The following is a 22,348-nucleotide window of genomic DNA, read 5'->3' as shown; positions in this document are numbered from 1 at the left end:
GAGAGAGTACGGCAGAATTAGCTTCATTACATATCAGCAGGCAGAGGAGGAACGTCATCATATGCCGTTTACAACGCTTCAACAGCAGTTTATACAGCCGTCTGACGAATTCACGCCAATCCCGTTCTGGTTTTGGAACGACGATTTGACAGCGGAGGAGATTGTCCGGCAAATACAGGACTTTACGGGAAAAGGGGTCATGGGCTTCGTTCTTCATCCCCGTCTCGGCATTCCAAAGAAATTGACATATTTATCCGATGAATTTATGGATTTGGTCGAGGTGGCCGTCAAGGAAGCCGCGCGTCGGGGAATGCAGGTCATCCTTTATGATGAAGCCATGTACCCTTCCGGTTCTGCTAATGGCCGGGTTGTCCAGGGGAATCCCGAATTCGCCAGCCGCGGGCTGAAAATGCTCACCTTCCATCCGGAAGCGGACATCCGTTTGCCGGAAGTGCTTGAGCCGGGAGATACGCTGGTGTCGGCACAGGCGGTTCAGCTTCAGAGCGGCGCAATCAATGGAGACAGCACCGTTATTTTGGACACCACGCAGGGAGTGGTCCGTTTTACTCCCCCGGATGGGGCGGAATGGTCGATCGTGCTGTTTGTCGAAACGTTTACCCGCGGTACGATTCGCGGCATTCATTTCGGGCAGGATGATGGAGAGCCGGATGCCCCGGCCTCCTCGGATTTGCTGAATCCGCTCGCCGTTCAAAAGTTCATCCGCTTGACGCATGAGCGGTATTATGAGCGGGTGGGCTCGTATTTTGGCAGCACCATTATCGCCATGTTTACCGATGAGCCGGACATTCTCGGCCGAGGGCATACCAAGGAGCTGCAGGCGTGGACGAACGGCTTCATGGACGACTTCACGCGATCCGGCTGCCGGGAAGAGGAGTTGCCGCTGCTTTGGCTGGACGGGATGGAGGCGAGCCGGGTGCGCGCCGCATACCGGAAGGCAGTCAATGCACGCTTGACGGAAATGTATTACAAGCCTCTGTCCGAGTGGTGCCGCGATCATGGCATTGCCTTTACCGGACATCCGGCGGCCAGTGACGATATTGGGCTGCAGGAGCAATTCCACATTCCCGGACAGGATGTGGTTTGGCGGTGGGTTGCGCCGGAGGACGGGACCGCGCTGGAAGGGCATCACAGCACTGCGGCCAAGTGCTCGGCCGATGCCGCCAGACACCGGGGAAGAAGGAGAAATCTGAATGAGTTCCTCGGCGTATGCGGACGCGGAAACGGCTGGGTGCTGAGTGCCGGGGATATGAAATGGTACATTGACTGGCTGACGGTTCGTGGCGTGAACCTGCTCAGTCCTCATGCCTTTTATTACTCCATCGACGGGGATCGCATGTTTGAGAGACCGCCGGATGTAGGCCCGAACAACATTTGGTGGCCCCACTATTTGTCCTTCGCCCAGTATATGAAGCGGATGAGCTGGCTGATGACGGACAGTGTGAATGTGACGCCTGTTGCGGTGCTGTGCAAGGAGGATTGGCTGCCATGGCGCATCACGAAGCCACTATATCAAAACCAGGTGGAGTTTAATTATTTGGAGGAACGGCTTCTGTATTCGGCCTGCACTGTAGAAGAAGGGCAAATCCGCATTGCGGCGCAGACCTATTCCGTCGTGCTGGTGGAGAGCCCGGAAGTGATGGAGGAGCAGGGCCTGGCCGTGTTGGAGCCTTTCATAAGCCAGGGCGGGCGTGTCATTGTGCTTGGAGATCGCGGGACATCCCCTTCGTTGCATGCAGCGGTTGAAGTACGCGATCCGGTTGATGTCGTTGCCGCTTTGGACCGGTTGTTCAAGCGGGATGTGCGCTTTGACGGAGATTCCCGGTTTGTGCGTGTCAGTCATGTAGTCAAGGAGGGCAGCCACTTCTATATGATTGTGAATGAAGGAGAGGATGCCGCTTATGAAGGCACGATGCGCGTTAGTCTGAAGGGAGGGCTGGAGCAGTGGGAGCCTTGGGATGGTACGGTGTCGGCAGCATCCGCCGTCCCGGTGGATGACGGAATGCATATATCCGTGCGGCTGGAGCCGCGAGGAAGTGTGATTTACCATGTAAATCCGGATGAGCCGATGCGTGCTGCAGACGATGCCGATTCGGTTCCCGCTGGCGAGGTCCGCCAAGAGCTGAATGACAGCTGGCGGATCGGTCTCTTGGGCGAGCCGCTGCTTCCGGGTGAACCGGGGAACTGGACTGCACAGGAAGAGCTGGCCGATTTCTCCGGGACCATGGTATATACACGCCAGCTGCATCTGGATAATCCGCCTTCGCTTCACCAGGCCGCCCTGCTCGATTTGGGCGAGGTGCATGAGCTGGCTGAAGTGTGGGTGAACGGCGAATCGGCAGGGGTTAAAATGTGGCCGCCGTACGTATTCGATATCCGGCCATGGCTGAAAGCGGGGGACAATGAGCTGCGGATTCATGTGACCAATGCACTCGCCAACCGCTACGAGCAGGCGGGGCTGCCTTCCGGCCTGCTCGGTCCGGTCACTTTGTCGGCAGTTTCCGGAATTGCTAATCCGAACCAATAAGGAGGAACCTTCTTGAAACGTTACGGATACCGCACGAAAGCCGTCCTGCACTTGATGCTGTGCTTCCTTTGTTTAACTGCGTGCAACGGGGCAACGGATATAGAGAGCAAGCCCGCTGAGGAGGAGACCATAGAGGACACGGCGCAGCTCGTCGTGTACTCCGGCAGCGGGGATTCAATTGACAGCTGGAATGACCGGTTCGGCAGCGCACTTCAAGCGAGGTTTCCGAATTATACGATCAAATACATTCAGAAGCAAAAGGATTTTGGGATCAAGGAGCTCTTGACCTCAGGAGAAACGATTGATATTTATTGGGATTCGATTGGAGGCTTTGCCGCCGGACTGCTGGATAACGGGCTTGAGCTTGATATGACCCCGCTGATGAAGAAGCATCATGTGGAGTTGTCGCAGGTTGAGCCTACGGTGGCGGACTCGGTGAAGCAGCTGGCCGCGGATAAAGTAATCGGCATCCCCATTTTCAACAACAATATGGTGCTATATTACAACAAGGATCTGTTCGACAAATTCGGCGTCAGCTACCCCCAGGACGGCATGACGTGGCGTGAGGCAAGCGCGCTGGGTGAGAAGCTGACCCGATTTGACCAGAAGCAGTATGTCGGCCTGTCCTCCTCCCAAACACATATGCTGCTTATGAATCAGCTATCCATTCCGTTCATTGATGCTGCCAGCGAGAAATCGACGCTTCAGACCGATGAGAAGTGGAGGACGTATTTTAACACCGTGTTTGCCGGTCCCGGCCAGTCCTCGGGTTATGTGGATTATATGAAAGCGCACAAGGATACTTTGCCGTACCGGGTGGAATTCCTGCAGGACCGGGAGCTGGCGATGTTCGCCTGGCTGTCTTCGATCATGTTCGTGTTTCCCGAGGATTTCAAGGCGATGAACTGGGATATGGTTGCCCTGCCTACCTTTGAGGAGCTTCCCCAGGTCGGATCGCAGGCGTACCCGACTTATTTCGCGGTGACTTCGATGTCCAGGCAGCAGGACCAGGCCATGAAAGTAATACAATATTTGCTGTCGGAGGAAATGCAGACCCGCCTCTCCAAAAAAGGTGTCATGCCGGTGCTTCAGAATGAGGCCATCCAAGCAGTTTACGGCCAAGACAGCCCGTTTAAGGACAAAAACCTGAAGGCCTCCTTTTATAACAAATTCGCTCCGATTCCGTTTAAGTCCCGGTATGACAGCCTGGCCCTGACGCCGTATGCCAAAGTAGCCAACAAGGTTGTGCTGACAGCCGATCATAACACGGTGTTCCGTGAAACTGCGGAGGAAGTGAACAAGAAGCTTCAGGAAGCCCGAATGAAATGAGTATCTATGCGCTTTATTCGACATCTGATGAGGCCCCGGCTTCATGAGCGCTAATGCCAGACGATTTTCCAGGAAAGTGAATGTGCCTGTCCAGGTAATGAAACGTTCCGAAGGAGATGAAGAGGAATGGCGAAGCTGAAAAGGTTCATGGTTCTCCTTTTGATTCCGCTGCTTGCTTTTTGTTCCATCTGGTCCAGTGCTTATGCAGACGCTCCGGCTGCCCCGGCTGCCGCTGAGCCGCTTCCGGCATTTCCCGGAGCGGAAGGCGGCGGCATGTACACCACCGGCGGCCGTGGCGGCGAGGTTTACGAGGTGACTACCTTGGCGGATTCCGGTCCGGGGTCGCTGCGGGATGCGGTATCGCAGGGCAACCGGACGGTGGTGTTCCGCGTATCCGGCAACATCGATTTGAAATCGAAGCTGTACATCAGGGGCTCCAATCTGACCATCGCCGGGCAAACCGCGCCCGGGGACGGGATTACAGTGAATCATTATCCCGCGATTGTGGAAGCGGACAATCTGATTATCCGTCATATGCGTTTCCGCCTCGGGGATACGGTGCTGGCGGAGGAGGATGCCATGTCCATCCGCAAATACAGAAACATTATCATGGATCACTGCTCCTTCTCCTGGGCGATTGATGAGGTGCTGTCTCCCTATGAAAATGCCAATGTGACGGTCCAGTGGTCCATTATCGGGGAAGCGCTGCATATGTCCCGGCACCAGAAGGGGCGTCACGGCTTCGGCGGGCTGTGGGGAGCGGGGAATTCAACCTATCATCACAATCTGTTAATCCACAACGCCAGCCGCAACGCGCGGTACAAAGGCACGCTGACTGAGAGTAAAACGCTGGATTTCCGCAACAATGTAATTTACAACTGGAACTATCAGACCTCTTACGGCGGGGATCATGCGGATGTGAATATAATCAACAATTATTACAAGTACGGGCCGGATACGCTTTTGACCAAGCGCCGTTTGTTATATGAGCTGACCGGAGCGAACGGCCAGGTTTATGCCAATGGCAACTACATTGATTCCGCACCGGATGTGACGGCGGACAATTGGCTGGGTATTTTCATGGATGCCGGCAAGGAACGGATTAACGAGCCGCTGCCGGTTAATCCGGTTACCACCCACTCCGCTGAGGAGGCCTACGAGCTGGTGCTGGCGCAAGCGGGAGCGAATGTGCCGAGACGAGATGCGGTGGATTCCCGTATGGTAAACGATGTGCGGGATCGTACCGGACGGGAAATCAATTCGCAGACGGAGGTCGGCGGCTGGCCGGAGCTGAACAGCTTGCCCGCCCCGGCGGATTCTGACCACGACGGCATGCCGGACAGCTGGGAGCTGGAGCAGGGGCTGAACCCCAATGATCCTGCCGATCGCAACGGTGTGCTGACACCGAACGGCTATACCCATTTGGAGCGGTATTTGAATTCTATCGTTTGGGACGGGAAACAAAATCCGAAGGTGCGCATGACGTCGCCTGCTCTGAATACGGTCATGAAAGCAGGCAAATCTCTCACGATGAAGGCGGATGCGAGTGATCCGGATGGATCGGTGGCGAAGGTGCAATTTTTTGCGAATGATGTGCTGCTGGGAGAGGATTCGAAAAAGCCGTATTCGTTCGATTGGAACAATGTCCCGGACGGCTCCTATTTCCTTCGGGCCCGTGCGATTGACCGGGACGGCCTAGTGACGGATTCTTCTACTGTGCCCGTCCATGTCAATACGCAGGGAAATACGGCTCCGTGGACGTCCAGGGACGTAGGTAAGCCCGATATCAAGGGTCATGTCACTGTTACGGACGGCCGTATTGTCGTCAAGGGCTCGGGAAACTGGCGGGAGGACGACACGTTCCATATCGCTTATCAGAAGCTGAAGGGGGACGGGGCGATCGTCGCCCGGATTGACCAGATTACGAACACAGCGCCTCATAACCGGGCAGGGGTCATGATCCGGGAAAGCCTGAATCCGTTGTCCCGGGAAGCGATGATGGCCTTGTCCGTCCGCGGGGAAGCGTATGTCGGAGTGTTCTACTCCCGGGATACAGCCGGGCAGCCGCTGGCGGAGACGCCGCCGGTGGTTGCGCTGCGCACGCCATATTGGGTGAAGCTGGAGAAAACAGGGGATGTGGTGAGCGGCTATTTGTCCAGGGACGGAATGAATTGGACATTCATTTCCTCGGCCGCTTATCCAGGCATGAATGAGGTGTATATCGGGCTGGCTGCGGAGGCGGGCGAAGAAAACAATCTAATCAATAACTACAACACCTCTGTGTTTACGGGAGTTTCTTTGAGCGGCCCGCCGACTGTCACATTGGATCAGCAGGACCAAACGGTGACATCGGCGGTGTACACTGTTTCCGGAACCATCAGTGAGCCAGGAACGGTGAAGGTGGACGGCAAAAGGGCTGTTGTCGACAGCAGCCTGCGCTTTTCGGCTGAGGTCCATCTGAAGAAGGGACTTAACAAAATTACAGTGCAGGCCGTTGATACCGACGGAAATAAGTCTGTGCCTTACGTACTAAAGCTGACCAGAACGACCGGGAAGCCGGGCCATTCCGCCGCGCAAGCCGGCATGCCGGACCCGGAAGAAGCATTGGATGAGCCGATAGCGCAGATTGAACCGGAGGCAGCAAGCGATGAAGCGGGTTGGGAGCCCGGGCCGGAGGAGCCTGGAGAGGACGATGCGGAATCGGATTCCAATCCCGTAGTTTCAGGTGCGGAAGAGTAAGCAGAGTGATCGGCAAGGCGCTTTACCTGAAGCGGGGAGCAGAATACAAATCGCAGAGGTAGTGGATATCGGGGCCATGCCGTACGCGGTTTGGAAGGAGCATGCGTGCGGAATCCAGCGATCAAGCGATCAAGCGGAAGTAAATATCACGGTTAGCCATTGACGAACAGCCCCAGGCAGAAATATATGCTGAGGGCTGTTTGGCTTTTTACCAATGGCGGTATGGGGCGCGGTATTGCAATGAATTTTGTACTGGTCACAGCTTCCGGCGGGCATCTGGGCGATGTTTGACGGCAGCTCATCCCATGCAGAGGTTAAGAAAATAACGTTTTCTATAGCATCGATTAAGCGATGATTGGAGGGCCTTGAGCTGCCGACCTGCCTCCGGAGGCTCAGCGATACCCGGTGGTGTCCGCAGGTTTTCCCGCGTCCTGCACTTCAGATATATACCGCCAGGCATCCGGCTGCGATCCGTCGAGATCGGTTACATGATACACTTTTGCCAGATCGCCGCTCGATACGGATTGCCCGCTCCAGCGAGCAGCTTTCGGATCGGCGGCCAGAGCGGCAATGCCACGGCCGATAAACCGGGGTGTTTCCGAGATGGCGAAATACGGCACCTCCACCAGGGCGTCACGCCAATTTGCTTCGGTTACGCGATAAGTTTCGAGCATGATCTCAGAACGCATCCAGCCGGGCGTAACGGCTAATGCCGTGCACTGATAGGGGGCCAGCTCGTGCGCCAAAGACTTCGCCATCCGGATAACGGATGTTTTGGACAGGTCATAGAACAGCGACAGCCGGTAGTTGGCATCATTGTAAGCGGCAGTCCCGTCCGTAATTTCCACTGCCAGCCCGTTCGGATTGCGAATCAGCAGCGGGAGCGCATAGTGGCTCGTAATGATATGGGTATCAATCGCCAGCCGGAGCATGCGCAGTCCGTTGTCCAGAGAATGCTTCCAGACGGGAACGTTCCATTCCGCCAAATTTTCGCCGCCCCATATGTCATTGACCAAAATATCCAGGCGCCCTTGCTCACGATCAATGCGCGATATCAGAGCTTGTACCTGGGACGAATCGAGATGATCCGTCTGAACGGCAATGCCTGTGCCGCCTGCTTGCCCGATCAGCTCCGCCGTCTCTTCAATCGTTTCCGGGCGGTTGTATTCTGATCGGCCGGCCCGTGTCGTGCGTCCGGTTACATACACGATAGCTCCAGCCGCCCCCAATTCAATGGCGATGCCTCTGCCCGCCCCGCGTGTGGCTCCTGCCACCAAAGCGACTTTTCCAGATAAAGGTTTCATATGGACAGCTCCTTTACGTTGATACAACTTCATCCTAAATGATACTTGCGACAACCTGTGTCATATATAGATCAATCTCGTTCAAGTTTTTCGTTCAGGCGTTTAAGGGAGGACAAGGTTAGAGGCCTGAAGCTGCTTTGCTTCATCGTAGGGCAGGCGAAATTTTCTTCTCTGAATTTTAAAAGCACTTCATCCCCCAATTTCATAACCCTCTTGCATTTTTGTTACGATGCGGCTATAATAAACTCATAGGTAATTGGTCAATCAATAACTAAAAAAGGAGCATGAAATGATGGCAAGAGGAGGGACAACGTCGGCTAACCGCCGGACGGAAATTGTGTCCGCGGCCATTGAGGTGTTCGCCGAGATTGGCTTTTACCGGGCGACAACCGCTCAGGTCGCGGAAAGAGCCGCGATTTCGCAGCCGTATGTTTACCGCTTCTTTACCTCCAAGGAATCGCTGCTGCTGGAGGCGCTGGAGGTATCCTGGCAGCGGATTTTGCAGGCTTTTGCCAAGGTCAGGGATACAGCCGCATCCGAGGTGCTGGAGCGGGAATTCATCCGGGCGTATGAGCAAATAGCGGCTGCGCACCGGAATGAGATTTTGCTGCAAATGCAGGCCCAGACCATCCGCGAGGAACCCATTCGCCAAGCTATGCGGCAGGGACTGGAGCAGGTGAAGCAGCTCGTTCTGAAGGCCTTTGAGGAAGCCGGTATAGAGGACCCTGATGCTCGGACATCGGATTTCTTAGCCCGCGGCATGTTGTGTAATGTGGCCATGGCACTGGAAATGGATGATTTGATGTTCAAACGAAAGTAGCGAAGAGACTGAGACCCCGGCGGCTGATTGGCCTGCGTTATGCAGCCGGACGCCGCTCACCGGGTCGAAGGAGGAAGAAACCTGCATGAAGAGACTCGAAGGTGGAACAGTGAGCTGAGTAAATTTTTTTCAAGTAAAGTAATTGGTTAATCAATAACTACAATGAAAAGGAGCGAATGAAGATGAAAAAAGCAATTGTATTGGGTGCAACAGGCGGCGTAGGCAATCCATTGGTGGCGGAATTAGTTCAACGTGGTGTAAGTACGGTAGCTTTCGGCCGGTCACAAGCCAAGCTGGAAGCTTTGGCGGAGGAGCTTGGCCGGCCGCAGTGCCTCACGCTTGCAGCGGGCGACGCCTTTAAGTCGGAGGATATCGTCAAGGCGGCTGCGGGAGTGGACGTTATTTTTCACAGTGCCAATATTCCTTATCATGAGATGGAGGCCAGACTGCTCCCTCTCGGGGAGGCGGTGATGCAGGCGGCGGAGCAGCTCGGGGCGAAGGTGGTCGTTGTCGACGGCATCTATCCTTATGGAAGAAGGACTGTCGACAAGGCGACAGAAGATCATCCCAAAATGCCCCATACCCGCAAAGGCAAGGTGCGCCATGCTTATGAACAGCTGATTTTGAGCCCGCGTTGGTCTAAGGCACGTCCGCTTATCGTGCGGCTTCCCGATTACTATGGGCCTTCTGCGCAAGCCTCCTACCTCTCTGTTACGATGGAGGCTATCGCGGCGGGCAAGCCGACAGCCTTTATCGGCAATATGACGATTCCCCGTGAGTATGTGTATTTGCCCGATGCGGCGCGCATGATCGTTCAAATTGCATCCCGCGATGAATCTTACGGTCAGAACTGGCATATTCCCGGCCCGGCCCTCATCTCCGGCCGCGATCTCGTCCGTATCGCGCAGCAAGCCAGCGGGAAGCGCAAGGCAGTTATTCCTTTGGGTAAAATCAGCCTGTCGCTATTCGGATTGTTCAACCCGGTCATGAAGGAAGTGGTGGAGATGCTGTATTTGACAGAGGAGCCTTTTGTGCTGAGCGGAGAAAAGTATGAACAGGCCTTCGGCCCGATACGGTGGACACCGCATGAACAGGCAATCGCGGCGACGATTCGCAGCTTGATGGAAAAACGTCAAGGTCTTTAGAAGCGGATAAGGAAAAAACGGACTTCCTGTTTCCTAAACATTCCAAATGTGATACAATATCGAATAGGAACATTTGTTCTTGATTCTATAAGCCCATATTGGACTTACGATGGTGAGAGCCCTTTCATCCGAATGGAAGGGCTTCTTTTAACCGGCGGCTGATGCGGCAGCACATAACGAGTCACAATCCAGGCTCTCAGGCGCTAATGGACGAGCAGCGATAGGCAAGTTCCACTTTGCCCAGCATAAGAAAAGAGCAGTCTCCCGGACAAACGCATGTGCCGCTGAGAACTGCTCTACGGTTATTACGACTTTTCGTGTGCGAAAGATAAGCAGCGGGAGAAATGTCTCTTGTGTCAGGCTCCTGTTTCAAAAAAGATCTGCTCGAGCGATTTTTGCTCCACTTCCACGCGAAATACCTGCATCTGCTCTTGAACCAGCAGGGCAACAAGCTGAGGAATTACGGCTTCTTCCGTCAGCACGGCTGTCATTCGTCCAGATGACAGGTGAAGCTCTGCCGCAAGCGGGGCGAGCTTGCGCTTCAGCAGCTGTTCCTGCTCAGGTGTGAATGGATTCAAGGCAATGCTTAGCTTGATTTCCGACTGGAAGTGTTCCCGAAGCTCGCGCATGGTGCCGCTGCATGCGATTTGCCCTTTATCCATAATGGCCACCTTTGTACAAATCTTCTCAATCTCATGCAGATTGTGAGAGGTGAGCATAATGGTCCGGCCTTGACTCGCGCAAGACATGACAAGCTGCTGTATTTCCTGGGCGGATTCAGGATCAAGGCCGGATGTGGGCTCGTCCAGAATAATCAGCTCCGGACGGCCAAGCAGCGCCTGCGCAATGCCTAGCTTCTTTTTCATGCCGAAGGAAAAGCCACGGATTTTTTTGAATTCATGTCCTTTTAGTCCGACCTGCTCCAGCTGATGCACCAGTTCTTCACGGGAGGATCGTACCCCAAGCAGAGCGCCTAAATAATTCAGATGCTGGACGGCATTCAGGTCCTGATAATAATTGGACGTATCCGGCAGCACGCCCATTCGGGCTTTGACCCTGTTCATTTCGCTATAAGGGCGGTCAAACAGCGAGATCGCGCCGGAGGTCGGGATAACAAACCCGGTCAGCATGCCGATTAGCGTGCTTTTTCCCGCGCCGTTCTTGCCCAGCAGTCCAAAAATCTCTCCTTGCTCGATACTCAGATTCACCCCGTTGACCACATTGACACCGTTATACATTTTGGTTAATGCGCTTGTTTGGATGACCATCAAATATCCCTCCTGTTGAATGCCGTCACAGCCGCAATCACCATCAGGCAGGCCATGGCGAACGGAACAAGACTCAGCCAGGCCGATTGCTCCTGCAGCAAATAATAATAAGGCATCGCGTATTTGATTAATTTCCAGGAAGCGGGTTCTCCATAATAGCTCCATAAACCGATCCACGGGAAGAGAATGCCGCCTAGCAGGCTGAACAAGATGGAATGGCCGGTCCGGCGTACCAATAAAGAGACGATGAGTACAAGTCCAATCGGGTAAGTCAGAAATGAGAACAGCTGCAGCAGCTTCAGTAAATAAAATTGGCCCGAAAATAAGGAAATGATCAAAAACGACAGCAGCAAGCACACGAGCCAGAACAGCGCAATCCCGACCAGCTTGCCGAGCAGAACGGCGCTCCGTGACACCTTGGTTACGATAAGGCGAATCGTTTGCGTTTCCATCTCCTTATTGAGAATATCGTGGGAGAGGGTCATAACAAACAAAAAGCCGAATAAATACAGCAAAACGGTGATTCCCGATACGTAGCCCGCGCTCAACTGGCTTTCATTCATCAAGATGGGGTATTTGTTGAGCAGGCTCGAAATCCAGTACGAAATACCGCAAAATAACACGATTACTGCAATGGACTTAAAGCTTTTGAACAACTGGATAAACTCGCGGTACGCAATGGCCAGCATAGCTCTTCTTCACTTCTTTCTTTGTCATCATTGAATTCCTGGTATCCGGAATCGATGGTAATGGAGAAGAGCGCCGGCTGAATACGAGCAACTATACGAGCGCTGCTGCGACGCCCTGCATGAAATGACCACGGAAAATCGCCATAAAATGGAGGCGGCGACAACGCAGGTCAAGCTCGCAGAGCATGTAATGCGCCCGCTGTCACGGCGAGCGCCGTAAGCTGCATCAACCGATGAAGGCGTCTCTTCCGGTAAGGGGACACTCGTTCAGAAAGCATAGAGGGACCGAACACCTACGTTCGATCCCTGCTACTGTCTACCCTGAGCAAATGAAATACGGCAAGCAGTGCAATGAAATCCAGCTAGGGCGGTATTACCATTCGAGAATAAAGTGGCTGGCATCGCCGCCCTGCGATTTATTTATCTTGGTCTCGTCGAGCTTTACTCTTACGCTAATGACGCCTTCAGGTTTAAATCGATTGGCCATTGCAGTAACGATACCTTCGTCACATGCTTCGGGATAAGCAGAGTAATTGATGATAACTGCGCACCTCGGGGGGAGGCTCTTTTTATATTCAAAAATCTTGTAGGACGATTGTATTCACCCTGTAGATGGATTTCATTCTACTGCTTTTGTTGATTGGTTTCAATGCTTTCTTAGTGCGCGTAAACTCATATGAATTTCAAGCTGCTTGTCAGCGCATACGATTTGTTGGCAGTATCCGGATGAACTTATGAAAATCAGGCTGTTCTTGAAGGAATTTATCAGTTTATTTCGAATATATATAATATTTGAAAAAATACATCATGACTGCCCGCATTCTCCATCCCAACTAACGAAAGGAGCAGTGGAATGGTCAACTTGCCGAAAACGAATGAACTTGGATTTTATGAAATCCGTCTTGAATCCATTGGTGGATTGGGGGCAAACCTTGCAGGTAAAATGCTCGCGGAAGCCGGTGTTACAGGGGTAGGCTTAAACGGTGTCAGCTTTTCCTCGTATGGCTCGGAGAAGAAGGGCTCCGCTGTCAAAGCCCATATCCGGTTCTGCCATCCCGAAACGAACATCCGGGACACGTCACCGGTAGAACGGCCGCATGTGGTCGGCATTTTCCATGAAGCCTTGGCCAAGACAGTCAATGTGATCAGCGGCATTTATGAGGACAGCCTGGTGCTCGTCAATTCGGTCAAAAGCCCGGAGCAGCTCAAGGACCATCTCAAGCTGCTGGGCGGTACGATTGCCGTAGTCGATGCGATTGGCATTGCTCTGGAGGAGAAAAACCGTGTCAATATGGCGATGCTCGGCGCGCTATACCGGCTGTGCACCTTCCTCGATGCGGAGGCGATGAAGGGGGTTATCCGCAAGTCGCTGGAGAAGAAATACCCGCAGGCGGTCCAACCCGCAATCCGCACTTTTGAAAGGGGTTACAACGAAGTGCAGTTTCAAACCTTCGCACTGCCGGAGGGGCAGCAAATGCCGGGCTTTGTGCGCTTCGATACGCCTGTGCTGGGCTACGCCACTCAGCCGATTGGCGGCCTGATTACCAACCCGGGCAACAGCATTCTCAAGGATCTCAGCATCTCCCGGGCCGGGATGATGCCGCATTTTGACGATGAGAAATGCATCCACTGCGCTGCCTGCGATACGGTATGTCCCGATTTCTGCTTCGTGTGGGATGAGCTGCCGGATAAAAAAGGCCGGCCGCAGATGTTCCTGCAGGGAATTGATTACCAGTACTGCAAGGGCTGTCTGAAGTGCGTGCAGGCCTGTCCGACCGAAGCGCTTGCGAGCGCCAGGGAGACAGAAGGCTATGCGGAGGGACACCGGGTCCCGCACCGCTTCCCGCTTGCCGCACAACCATAGATCAAGGGGTGCAAGCGTACTGTCATCACTTGAATTGCAGAAACGGATGATGATACCGGATAGCGAATTCACTTTCAACCTGAATGAGAAAGGTGGTTACGAAGCATGGCCATGGAGATACAAAAGGAGCTCGGGCAGGGCACAGTCGAGCAGCGTGTCGTGTATGAGTCCGGCAATGAGATGGCGGCTTATGCGGCTCATCAAATCAATTATCATATTATGGGGTATTTTCCGATTTCGCCGTCGACAGAGGTGGCTCAGTTTCTGGATCTTATGAAGACGAACGGGCAGCATGATATTGTGCTTATTCCCGCGGACGGCGAGCATGGATCGGCGGGGGTCTGCTACGGGGCATCCACAGCCGGAGGCCGGGTGTTTAATGCGACGAGCGCCAACGGCTACTTGTACATGCTGGAGCAGATGCCGGTACAGTCAGGCACGCGATTTCCGATGGTCATGAATCTGGTGTGCCGCTCTGTATCCGGTCCGCTGGACATTCACGGGGATCATTCGGATTTGTACTACGCGCTCAACACGGGCTGGCCGATTCTGATGTGCCGCGATCCGCAGGCGGTATACGATATGAATATGATTGCCCTGAAGCTTGCCGAAGATCCGGAGGTCCGCCTGCCGGTGCTGGTCGCCTCGGACGGTTATTTCACCTCTCACCAGAAGCGCCGGGTCATGACGTTCGCGCACCGCGCCGATGTGCACCGGTTTGTCGGGGAGCATCCGCCCGAAGGGTTCCCGCATACGCTGGATCGCGACAATCCGATTACGGTCGGGCCGTATATGAATGAGCCGGATTACATCAACAACTGTTACCAGCAATCGATGGCGATGTACCGGGCTGAAGCAGTGTATGATCGCATTCGTCAGGAATATGCCGTTCTGACAGGCCGGGACTATCCGATTCTGGATTTGTACCGGATGGAGGATGCGGAGGTGGCCGTGTTCCTGATGAATTCGGCCAGTGAGATTATTAAGGACGTCGTGGACCAGCTGCGGGCCAAGGGCATCAAGGCGGGCTCCATCGCTCCGAATATCATTCGCCCGTTCCCGCAGCAGCAGATTGCCGAAGCGCTCAGCAACGTAAAGGCGGTTACAGTCGGAGACCGCGCCGATTCGTACGGGGGTCACGGCGGCAACATCGTCAACGAAATTAAGGCTGCTCTGTTCACCCACGGGAACCGGGATACGATGGTAATCAGCCGGATTTACGGGCTGGGCGGCAAAGATTTCTATGCCGAGGACGGCCATCAGTTGTTTCAGTTTGCTATTGACGCGGTGGAAAAAGGCCGGGTCGAGGTTCCCTTCGACTATTACGGCCATACGCCGGGCGACCCGGCCAAATCGCCGAAGCGTGTGCTGCTGCCGATGAAGTACGAGGAACTCAAAACCGGCCTCATTACAGTCACTCCGGATGCCGCCAGCGGCAAACTGAACGTGCGGATCCCGCCGGTGCGCTCCCTGACCCGCAAGCCGAAGCGGATTGCCCCGGGGCACGGCGCCTGTCCGGGCTGCGGCATTTTTTCCGGGCTGGAGCTGTTTTTCAAAGGAATCGAGGGCGATATTGTGGCGCTGTTCCATACGGGCTGTGCGATGGTTGTCACGACCGGCTATCCGTATTCGGCCCACAAGGCGACTTACATTCATAATCTGTTCCAAAATGGCGCAGCCACGCTATCCGGCGTCGTCGAGATGTTCTGGGAGCGCAAACGGCGCGGGGAATTGCATCACCTGAATCTGCCGGATGATTTCACATTCGTGATGATAACCGGAGACGGCGGGATGGATATCGGGATGGGACCGGCCATCGGCGCTGCGCTGCGCGGCCACAAAATGATTATTTTGGAATATGACAACGAAGGCTATATGAACACCGGCGCACAGCTTTCGTATTCGACTCCGATGGGCCATCGGACCTCCACCTCCAACGTCGGCTCCAAGCAGGGCGGCAAAGTATTCCATCATAAGGATACGGCGCAAATTATGGCGGCGACCCATATCCCGTATGTGTTCACCGGCAGCGAGGCGTTTCCCCAGGACTTGCTCAAGAAGGCGGCCAAGGCTCAGTGGTATGCCCAGAATGAGGGGCTTGTCTACGGTAAAATCCTGATTGCCTGTCCGCTGAACTGGTTGTCCGATGATCAGGAAGGCGGCAATATCGTCGGGGCAGCGGTGGATTCCTGCTTCTTCCCGCTCTATGAGGTCGAGCATGGCGTGACAACAATTACGTACAATCCGGAGGACAAAAACAAAAAAATCCCGCTGGCCGACTGGCTGAAAACGATGGGAAAAACAAAGCATATGCTGAAGCCGGACGCTTCGGAAGCGCTGCAATCGTTCGAACGCGAGGTGGAGCGGCGCTGGACGATTCTGAAGGCCAAGCACGACAATCCGGTACTGTAATCGGGCGGGAGGAATACGGCGATGGCATTTGTCCTCCAGCATCGGGAGAGCGGGCAGCTGTATACATGCCTGCTAATCAATACGTACCAGCTTCCTTATTATGGAACGAAGTTTTGGCCTGTCCAGGAGGAGGCGGAGCAGGAAAAGCAGGAATTCCTGGCCGGGCAGGAGGCGGCGAATGCTGCGGATTGGGCGGTTATCGAGCTGGAGGAGGCAAAGCTCAAAACGGCCAACGTGAAGCTGAGAAATGACCCGTCCATTCGCATCTATTGGAACACGCTGCAGCAAACCTTTCATGTGGAGCGAGAAGACGGCTCCTCTTGTTGACTGCATCATCCAAGCTTCGAAAATGAAGCGTGCGGCGGCAAAATACATGTCGGCCGTTAGGACCAACGAGGAGCGCATCGCAAAAGTATAATACGTCTAGTAATTGTGATGTATGAGGAACGGGGAGAGGGGGCTTATGTCCGCTCTCCCCGTTTCTTGCTGTATATCGGCCAGCCGAACTGCAACAGGACTGAACGCAAGGTGGATCGAAGAGCTTCCTGTGTTATTCATAAAACAAAGGGCTGTTTGGCATGTTCATGGTTGCTGTTTCCCTTTGGCTCGTTCCATGCTTGCTCCGTTATGCCCGTCATCGTCTGTCTTATGTTATTATACCGGCGCGCTCGACTGATCGCGTGTATGTATGGTGCGGCACGTTGCACGTGAGGCATATTGAAAGCATCATGCAGCATATCGGGCTCTATAGCTGGAAAAACGTGCCTGTGTATTGTATCGTTAGGAAAGGGAAGCGCCTTGCAGCCGGAAAGGAGTACGATAAGATTGTCAAACGGGACGGAAGCCTTACATCCGCTGCTGCGGCAGTGGTTCGAGCGCGAGTTTCGCGAGCCGACCGAGGTTCAGCAGCGGGTATGGCCGGCAGTGCTGTCAGGCAGCCACACGCTGGTCGCTGCACCGACGGGCTCCGGCAAAACCTTGGCGGCTCTGGTCCCATGTCTGGACCGGATCATGAAGGACAGGCCCGCATCAGCAGGGCGAGGAGAGGGACGGGGAGTCCGGCTGCTCTATATAACGCCGCTGAAGGCCTTAAATCATGACATTCTTCACCACGTGGTCGGATTTGCTGCACGGCTGGATGAATGCGCAGTACGCTTCGGGTACGAGCCTCCCGGCATAACAGTGGGTGTACGGACAGGCGACACGACGGCCAGCGCCCGGGCATCGATGCTGCGCAAGCCGCCGGACATGCTGGTAACGACACCGGAATCGCTATATCTGCTGCTTACCTCCGAACGCGGACGGACCATCCTGCGAACGGTGGAGCAGGTAATCGTCGATGAGATTCACGATTTGGCTGCGTCCAGACGCGGCCTTCATTTGAGTGTAACGCTGGAGAGACTGACGGCTTGGTGCGGACGGGAGGTGCAGCGCATAGGCGTTTCCGCGACCCAGAAGCCCTTGGAGCGTGTTGCCCTTTTCCTGGGCGGCTGGCAAACCGGGGCGGGAGGGCGGAATGAAGCTTCATTGTCATCTGATGGCAAACTGCTCCGAGCGGAGCCGCGTCCGGTGACGATCGTTCAAAGCGAGATGAACAAGACATTCCGGCTTCTGGTCACCCTGCCTGCTCTGGCACCGGAAACTGTCGTTACGGAAGGGAAGCAGGAAGCGGTCTGGGGACCGCTGATCCGGCAAATCAGCACTTATTTGGAAGGGGCGCGGACGGCAATTTCAGCCGGAAAGCGGGGAATTTCCTTGTATAGCAGGGTGACTGCTGGATTGGCTGGATTGAAAATGCGGGGAAGCGGTGGTACATCTTCGAGCCGGATTCGGACTTGCCTGATGATGCACAGCCTTGCAGATTGGCTGCGGAGACGATCAAGCAGATCGTTATGCTGTTGCTCCGGCTCACCGGATCGCGGCGTATCGTGGTGGAGCGCTGGAACGGGGAAGCCGCGGCGCAGTCGAAAGCGGCGGATACGCTACGGGCCTTGGGCGCCGAGCTGGATCAGGCTTCGCTTGTATTTTGGCCCAGTGCGGTCAGGTGACACAAGTTCCTCCCCGGCGGACCGCGGTCTTGCGTCCAGTAACCGGACACAAGATCGCCTGACACGCACGCGTTTCCCTGATGGCAAAAGCTCCGTAAGCCCGTTACCGCTGTCCTGTTCTTTCTATCAAAGTTATGTCGTGGAGCACGGTAGAGAGTAGAGTCACGATGGCGATTGATATCCGTCAAGACGGTTTGCGGTTTACGGTTGACAGGCTGGTTCTATTTTCTATATGATGCATAACGGGTTTGTTTTTAGCAGCTTTTCGTTTGTTTCGTTGATGCGTGATTGGAGACAAGCTGTCATTTGGATATAAAGGATTTAGCGGGCAGACGGTCGGACAGGCCGATTCGTCAACCCGGATGGGAGGGCTTCATGATCCAAAATAACCGGCTGCCGATAGATGAGGTGCTGCCTGCCTTACGGGAAGCCTTGCGCAGATCTGCCAATGCCGTTCTGACGGCTGAGCCGGGAGCGGGTAAAACAACTCGCGTCCCGCTGGCGCTGCTGGATGAGCCTTGGCTGAAGGGTCGCCGTATCGTTATGCTTGAACCGCGAAGGCTGGCCGCTCGCGCGGCAGCGCGCTTTATGGCGGCCTCTCTCGGCGAACAGGTCGGGGAAACGATAGGGTACCGTGTAAAAATGGATACCATGGTTGGTCCCCGTACTCGTATCGAGGTCGTTACAGAAGGGGTGCTCACCCGGATGCTGCAGCAGGACCCGGCACTGGAGAGTGTCGGGCTTGTTATTTTTGATGAGTTCCATGAGCGGAGCCTGAACGCCGATCTCGGGCTCGCGCTTTGTCTGGAATCGCAGGCGGTGCTGCGCGATGATTTGCGCCTGCTCGTAATGTCGGCTACCCTGGAGGCCGGACCTGTGGCGGAGCTGCTGCAGGAGGCGCCGGTTCTAAGCAGTAAAGGGCGTGCGTTTCCGGTAGAGACCCGCTATACCGGCCGAGGCCGGAACGAACGGCTGGAGGCAGCCGTTGTGCGGACGATTGCCGAGGCAATGAACGAGGAGCCGGAAGGGGATCTTCTTGTATTTCTCCCGGGAACGGGAGAAATACGGCGTGTAGAAGCGCTGCTTGGCGGTCTGCGTCTAGGGGCCGGTGTCCACATTGCTCCGCTTCATAGCGGCCTGCCGCAGGAGCTGCAGGATCGTGCGATTGCGCCGGCCAAGGCAGGGCAGCGCAAAATTGTACTCGCTACATCCATCGCCGAGACGAGCCTCACGGTGGAAGGGGTGCGCGTTGTGGTAGACAGCGGCCTGATGCGCATTCCGCGTTTCTCGCCGCGCACTGGCATGACTCGCCTCGAGACGGTTCCGGCCGCAATCGCCTCTGCGGACCAGCGCCGGGGCCGGGCCGGCCGGCTCGGACCGGGCGTTTGCTACCGGATATGGGATGAAGCCTATAACGCGCAGCTTCCCCGGCAGCGGGCTCCGGAAATTATGGAGGCCGATTTGGCGCCGCTTGTCCTGGAGCTGGCGGCATGGGGGACTGCGGACCCGGCAAACCTGCGCTGGCTGGACCAGCCGCCGGCAGCGGCCTTCAATCAGGCGCGGCAGCTGCTATGCCGGCTTGGGGCATTGGACGAAGCGGGGCGAATAACTGGGCACGGCAGAGCGATGGCGCGCCTGGGCACCCAGCCGCGCCTTGCACATATGCTGCTGCGAGCTGCTGCGCTTGGTCATGGCCGCCTTGCTTGCCAGCTGGCGGCGCTGCTTGGCGACCGGAATATTTTGCGGTCTGTCCAAGGCGGCGGCAGCTTCACGGATGTCGATGTCAGGCTGCGTGTAGAGGCGCTTCAAGCTGCCCGGCTGTCGGCTGGCAGTGTGGTGCGGATTCAAGGCGCGGAGGCCGATATGAATGTATGCCGGCGTCTGCTTGCCGAAGCGGATTCCCTGTATCGGGAGCTGGAAGCCGCCGCTGAAGGCCAAGACGCGCAGCGGAAGACTTCAAAAGCACAATTCGGTAGCTTACCGCCGGAGGAGCCTGCTGCGGCAGTTACCGGCAAAGACCAGAATATAGATTCCGTTGGGCTGCTGCTGGCTCTCGCTTACCCGGACCGGATTGCACAGCGCCGCGGAAACGGCGGCTTCCTGCTCCAAAACGGGCGGGGGGCGGTTATCCCCCAGCTTCAGCCGTTATCCGGCAGCCCGTATCTTGTCGCCGCAGAGCTTGACGATCAAGGACCGGACAGCCGGATTTTCCTGGCTGCGCCAATAACGCCGGAGGAGCTGAAGCGTCATGCTGACCATCTCATCCAATTGGACACGATCGTCACCTGGGATGCGGCAGTCCAGGCTGTCCGGGCGCGAAAGCAGCTGCGGCTCGGCGCACTGCTGCTGGAGGACAAGCCGCAGCAGTTATCGGAGGTGGACCCGGACGAGGTATGCAGAGCCCTTCTAAGCGGCATAGCGGCTGAAGGCATCGGCCTGCTGCCATGGACGAGAGGCTCTCGTCAGCTTCAGGAACGGCTGCAATTTCTAAGCAAGCACGATTCAGGCTGGCCTGATGTGTCGGACGAGGCCCTGCTGTCTACAATGGATCAGTGGCTGAGGCCGCAGATCCTCGGGCTCAAAAACCGCCAGGACCTGCAGCGCCTGCAAATGAATCAACTGCTGGAGGATCGGCTTAACTGGGAGCAGCGGCGGCAGCTGGACGAGCTGGCCCCGACCGCAATCCGCGTTCCCAGCGGATCGCGGATTGCGGTCGATTACAGTGACCCGTCAGGTCCGGTGCTGGCGGTTCGGCTGCAGGAGCTGTTCGGCATGAGCGAGACGCCGCGGATTGCCGGAGGACGTGTTCCGATCACGCTCCATTTGCTGTCTCCTGCCCAGCGTCCAGTCCAGGTAACCCGGGATTTGGCCAATTTTTGGCGCAGCACATATTTTGAAGTGAAAAAAGACCTGAAAGGCCGCTATCCGAAGCATTATTGGCCGGAGGACCCGTTGATCGCCGAGCCGACAAGCCGCGTCAGGCCGAAGGGATAGCAGGGGCAAAGAAGCTTTCCTCAGGCGGTGTTATCCAGCAAGATAATGACCGGACGGCTGTAGAGACAGGTTAAAGCTGGATGGATTTATGAATGAACGAGGAAGGAGCATTGTCATGAAGGAGCTGGAAGACGCCATTCGCAGGCTGCTTGAACCGGTACTGCCCGGAACGGACTTTATCATTCGAACAGGCCCGAGCGGCAGAAATAACACAACCCGCTTCATCGATACCGCGCAAGGCACCTTGGTGCTGCGGATTTATAATACACACCGGGACGAGAGCAAGGTGCGGTATGAGCATGCTATCCTGCTGGAGCTGGCCAGCCAGCGCATCTCTCTTCAAACGCCCGTGCCTGTTCTTTTGCCGGATGGGGGCACCATTCTTTATCTGGACGGCGGAGAGACACCGGGAGAAGAGCGCCCTCCGCAGCTGGCGGCCCTGTTTCATTATATTGAAGGCCGCAATCCGGAGCTTCGCGCCGAAGCGGAGTTTGCCGATTTCGGGCGTGCTACAGGCCTTATCAGTAATACGCTGGCCCGCATTCAGACAGAGGCTGAGCCGAGCTACCGCCCTTATTATGAAATCGAGCATGCACATCCCGGCTGTCCGCCGGAGCTGGCGCTCCGTTTTTGCCAAGAGCCTCCGCAGCCATTTATGCCGCTGCAGCGGCAGCTGGAGCGGATTGGCTCGCAGCTGGATTCGCTTATTACCCGGTTGCCGGAGCTGGCGCAGCTTCCGCATCAGCTGGTCCATGGGGACCTGAACGTTTCCAATATTTTGGCAGGAGAACGGGGCGGCATTACCGCATTTATCGATTTCGAATTTGTAACCCGCGATATCCGCGTCATGGAGCTCGCGGTTTGCTTGTCTGATTTGATTCGGGATGAGCCGGATCAGGAGCAGCGCTGGACGGGCATCGCCGCTTTTTTAACCGGGTACAGGCAATTCGTATCGCTGGAGGCGCGGGAAATCGAGGCGCTTCCGCTGCTGCTGAGGCTGCGCCGGCTAGATGTATTTGTGCATTTCTTGGGCAGGTACATGGAAAAGGTTGATCCGCCTGAGGTTCTCGCGGATATGACCGCCCGCTGCGCGCAGCAGCTGGAATGGCTGATCAGCCATGAACGGGAGCTGGACGAGCTGTGCCGTTATCATTTGTTATGATTTCCTTTTGATTTTTTGATCTTATTTAT

14 protein-coding genes are annotated in these 22,348 nt (G+C 55.6%); 11 read left to right on the top strand and 3 right to left on the bottom strand.

Annotated elements, in window-relative coordinates; translation table 11 throughout:
- Nucleotides 1-61 precede the first annotated feature (61 nt).
- The 3 genes from WBG83_RS00945 (at nucleotide 62) to WBG83_RS00935 (ending at nucleotide 6,613) form a co-directional block, all read left to right on the top strand.
- The gene (locus WBG83_RS00945; protein ID WP_336741834.1) at nucleotides 62-2,545 is read left to right on the top strand and encodes a glycosylhydrolase-like jelly roll fold domain-containing protein; all 2,484 of its coding nucleotides are present in this window, start codon (nucleotides 62-64) and stop codon (nucleotides 2,543-2,545) included.
- Between the two features lie 12 nt (nucleotides 2,546-2,557).
- Nucleotides 2,558-3,874 carry an ABC transporter substrate-binding protein gene (locus WBG83_RS00940; protein ID WP_336741833.1) on the top strand — a complete coding sequence of 439 codons (1,317 nt, stop codon included), beginning with the start codon at nucleotides 2,558-2,560 and terminating at the stop codon, nucleotides 3,872-3,874.
- 126 nt (nucleotides 3,875-4,000) lie between these two features.
- A complete protein-coding gene (locus tag WBG83_RS00935; RefSeq protein WP_336741831.1) occupies nucleotides 4,001-6,613 on the top strand; it encodes an Ig-like domain-containing protein in 2,613 nt (870 codons plus the stop codon).
- 392 nt (nucleotides 6,614-7,005) lie between these two features.
- Here the strand turns inward: WBG83_RS00935 and WBG83_RS00930 are convergent, their stop codons facing one another.
- A complete protein-coding gene (locus WBG83_RS00930; RefSeq protein ID WP_336741829.1) occupies nucleotides 7,006-7,917 on the bottom strand; it encodes an SDR family oxidoreductase in 912 nt (303 codons plus the stop codon).
- Nucleotides 7,918-8,209: 292 nt separating this feature from the next.
- On the opposite strand from WBG83_RS00930, the gene WBG83_RS00925 reads away from it, so the two are divergent.
- Both WBG83_RS00925 and WBG83_RS00920 read left to right on the top strand, forming a co-directional pair.
- Nucleotides 8,210-8,737, top strand: a complete 528-nt coding sequence (locus WBG83_RS00925) for a TetR/AcrR family transcriptional regulator (protein ID WP_336742611.1) — start codon at nucleotides 8,210-8,212, stop codon at nucleotides 8,735-8,737.
- A 182-nt stretch (nucleotides 8,738-8,919) separates the two neighbouring features.
- The gene (locus tag WBG83_RS00920) at nucleotides 8,920-9,882 is read left to right on the top strand and encodes an SDR family NAD(P)-dependent oxidoreductase (protein WP_336741827.1); all 963 of its coding nucleotides are present in this window, start codon (nucleotides 8,920-8,922) and stop codon (nucleotides 9,880-9,882) included.
- 356 nt (nucleotides 9,883-10,238) lie between these two features.
- Here WBG83_RS00920 and WBG83_RS00915 read toward each other — a convergent pair whose 3' ends face one another.
- Both WBG83_RS00915 and WBG83_RS00910 read right to left on the bottom strand, forming a co-directional pair.
- Nucleotides 10,239-11,150 carry an ABC transporter ATP-binding protein gene (locus WBG83_RS00915; RefSeq protein ID WP_336741825.1) on the bottom strand — a complete coding sequence of 304 codons (912 nt, stop codon included), beginning with the start codon at nucleotides 11,148-11,150 and terminating at the stop codon, nucleotides 10,239-10,241.
- Nucleotides 11,150-11,839: an ABC transporter permease gene (locus tag WBG83_RS00910; RefSeq protein WP_336741823.1), complete on the bottom strand. Its 690-nt coding sequence runs from the start codon at nucleotides 11,837-11,839 to the stop codon at nucleotides 11,150-11,152. Before WBG83_RS00910 ends, WBG83_RS00915 begins: the two co-directional genes overlap by 1 nt.
- Before the next feature lie 853 nt (nucleotides 11,840-12,692).
- On the opposite strand from WBG83_RS00910, the gene WBG83_RS00905 reads away from it, so the two are divergent.
- The 6 genes from WBG83_RS00905 (at nucleotide 12,693) to WBG83_RS00880 (ending at nucleotide 22,319) form a co-directional block, all read left to right on the top strand.
- Complete coding sequence (locus WBG83_RS00905) at nucleotides 12,693-13,703, top strand: 2-oxoacid:acceptor oxidoreductase family protein (RefSeq protein ID WP_336741822.1); 1,011 nt, start codon at nucleotides 12,693-12,695, stop codon at nucleotides 13,701-13,703.
- Between the two features lie 105 nt (nucleotides 13,704-13,808).
- Nucleotides 13,809-16,115 carry a thiamine pyrophosphate-dependent enzyme gene (locus tag WBG83_RS00900; protein WP_336741821.1) on the top strand — a complete coding sequence of 769 codons (2,307 nt, stop codon included), beginning with the start codon at nucleotides 13,809-13,811 and terminating at the stop codon, nucleotides 16,113-16,115.
- Between the two features lie 21 nt (nucleotides 16,116-16,136).
- Entirely contained in the window at nucleotides 16,137-16,442 is a 306-nt protein-coding gene (locus tag WBG83_RS00895) for a hypothetical protein (RefSeq protein ID WP_336741820.1), read from the top strand.
- 498 nt (nucleotides 16,443-16,940) lie between these two features.
- Nucleotides 16,941-18,323: a DEAD/DEAH box helicase gene (locus WBG83_RS00890; protein WP_336741818.1), complete on the top strand. Its 1,383-nt coding sequence runs from the start codon at nucleotides 16,941-16,943 to the stop codon at nucleotides 18,321-18,323.
- Nucleotides 18,324-18,538: 215 nt separating this feature from the next.
- Nucleotides 18,539-21,157 carry an ATP-dependent helicase HrpB gene (hrpB, locus tag WBG83_RS00885; protein ID WP_336741816.1) on the top strand — a complete coding sequence of 873 codons (2,619 nt, stop codon included), beginning with the start codon at nucleotides 18,539-18,541 and terminating at the stop codon, nucleotides 21,155-21,157.
- A gap of 115 nt (nucleotides 21,158-21,272) precedes the next feature.
- A complete protein-coding gene (locus WBG83_RS00880) occupies nucleotides 21,273-22,319 on the top strand; it encodes a phosphotransferase (protein ID WP_336741815.1) in 1,047 nt (348 codons plus the stop codon).
- The last annotated feature ends 29 nt before the right edge of the window (nucleotides 22,320-22,348 follow it).

Origin of the sequence: Paenibacillus sp. y28 (assembly GCF_037137075.1) — a bacterium.
In the GTDB taxonomy this organism is placed as follows: domain Bacteria; phylum Bacillota; class Bacilli; order Paenibacillales; family NBRC-103111; genus JBBBNV01.
The sequence above is the reverse complement of the archived record's forward strand: the minus strand, read 5'-3'. Positions and strand labels throughout refer to the sequence as shown.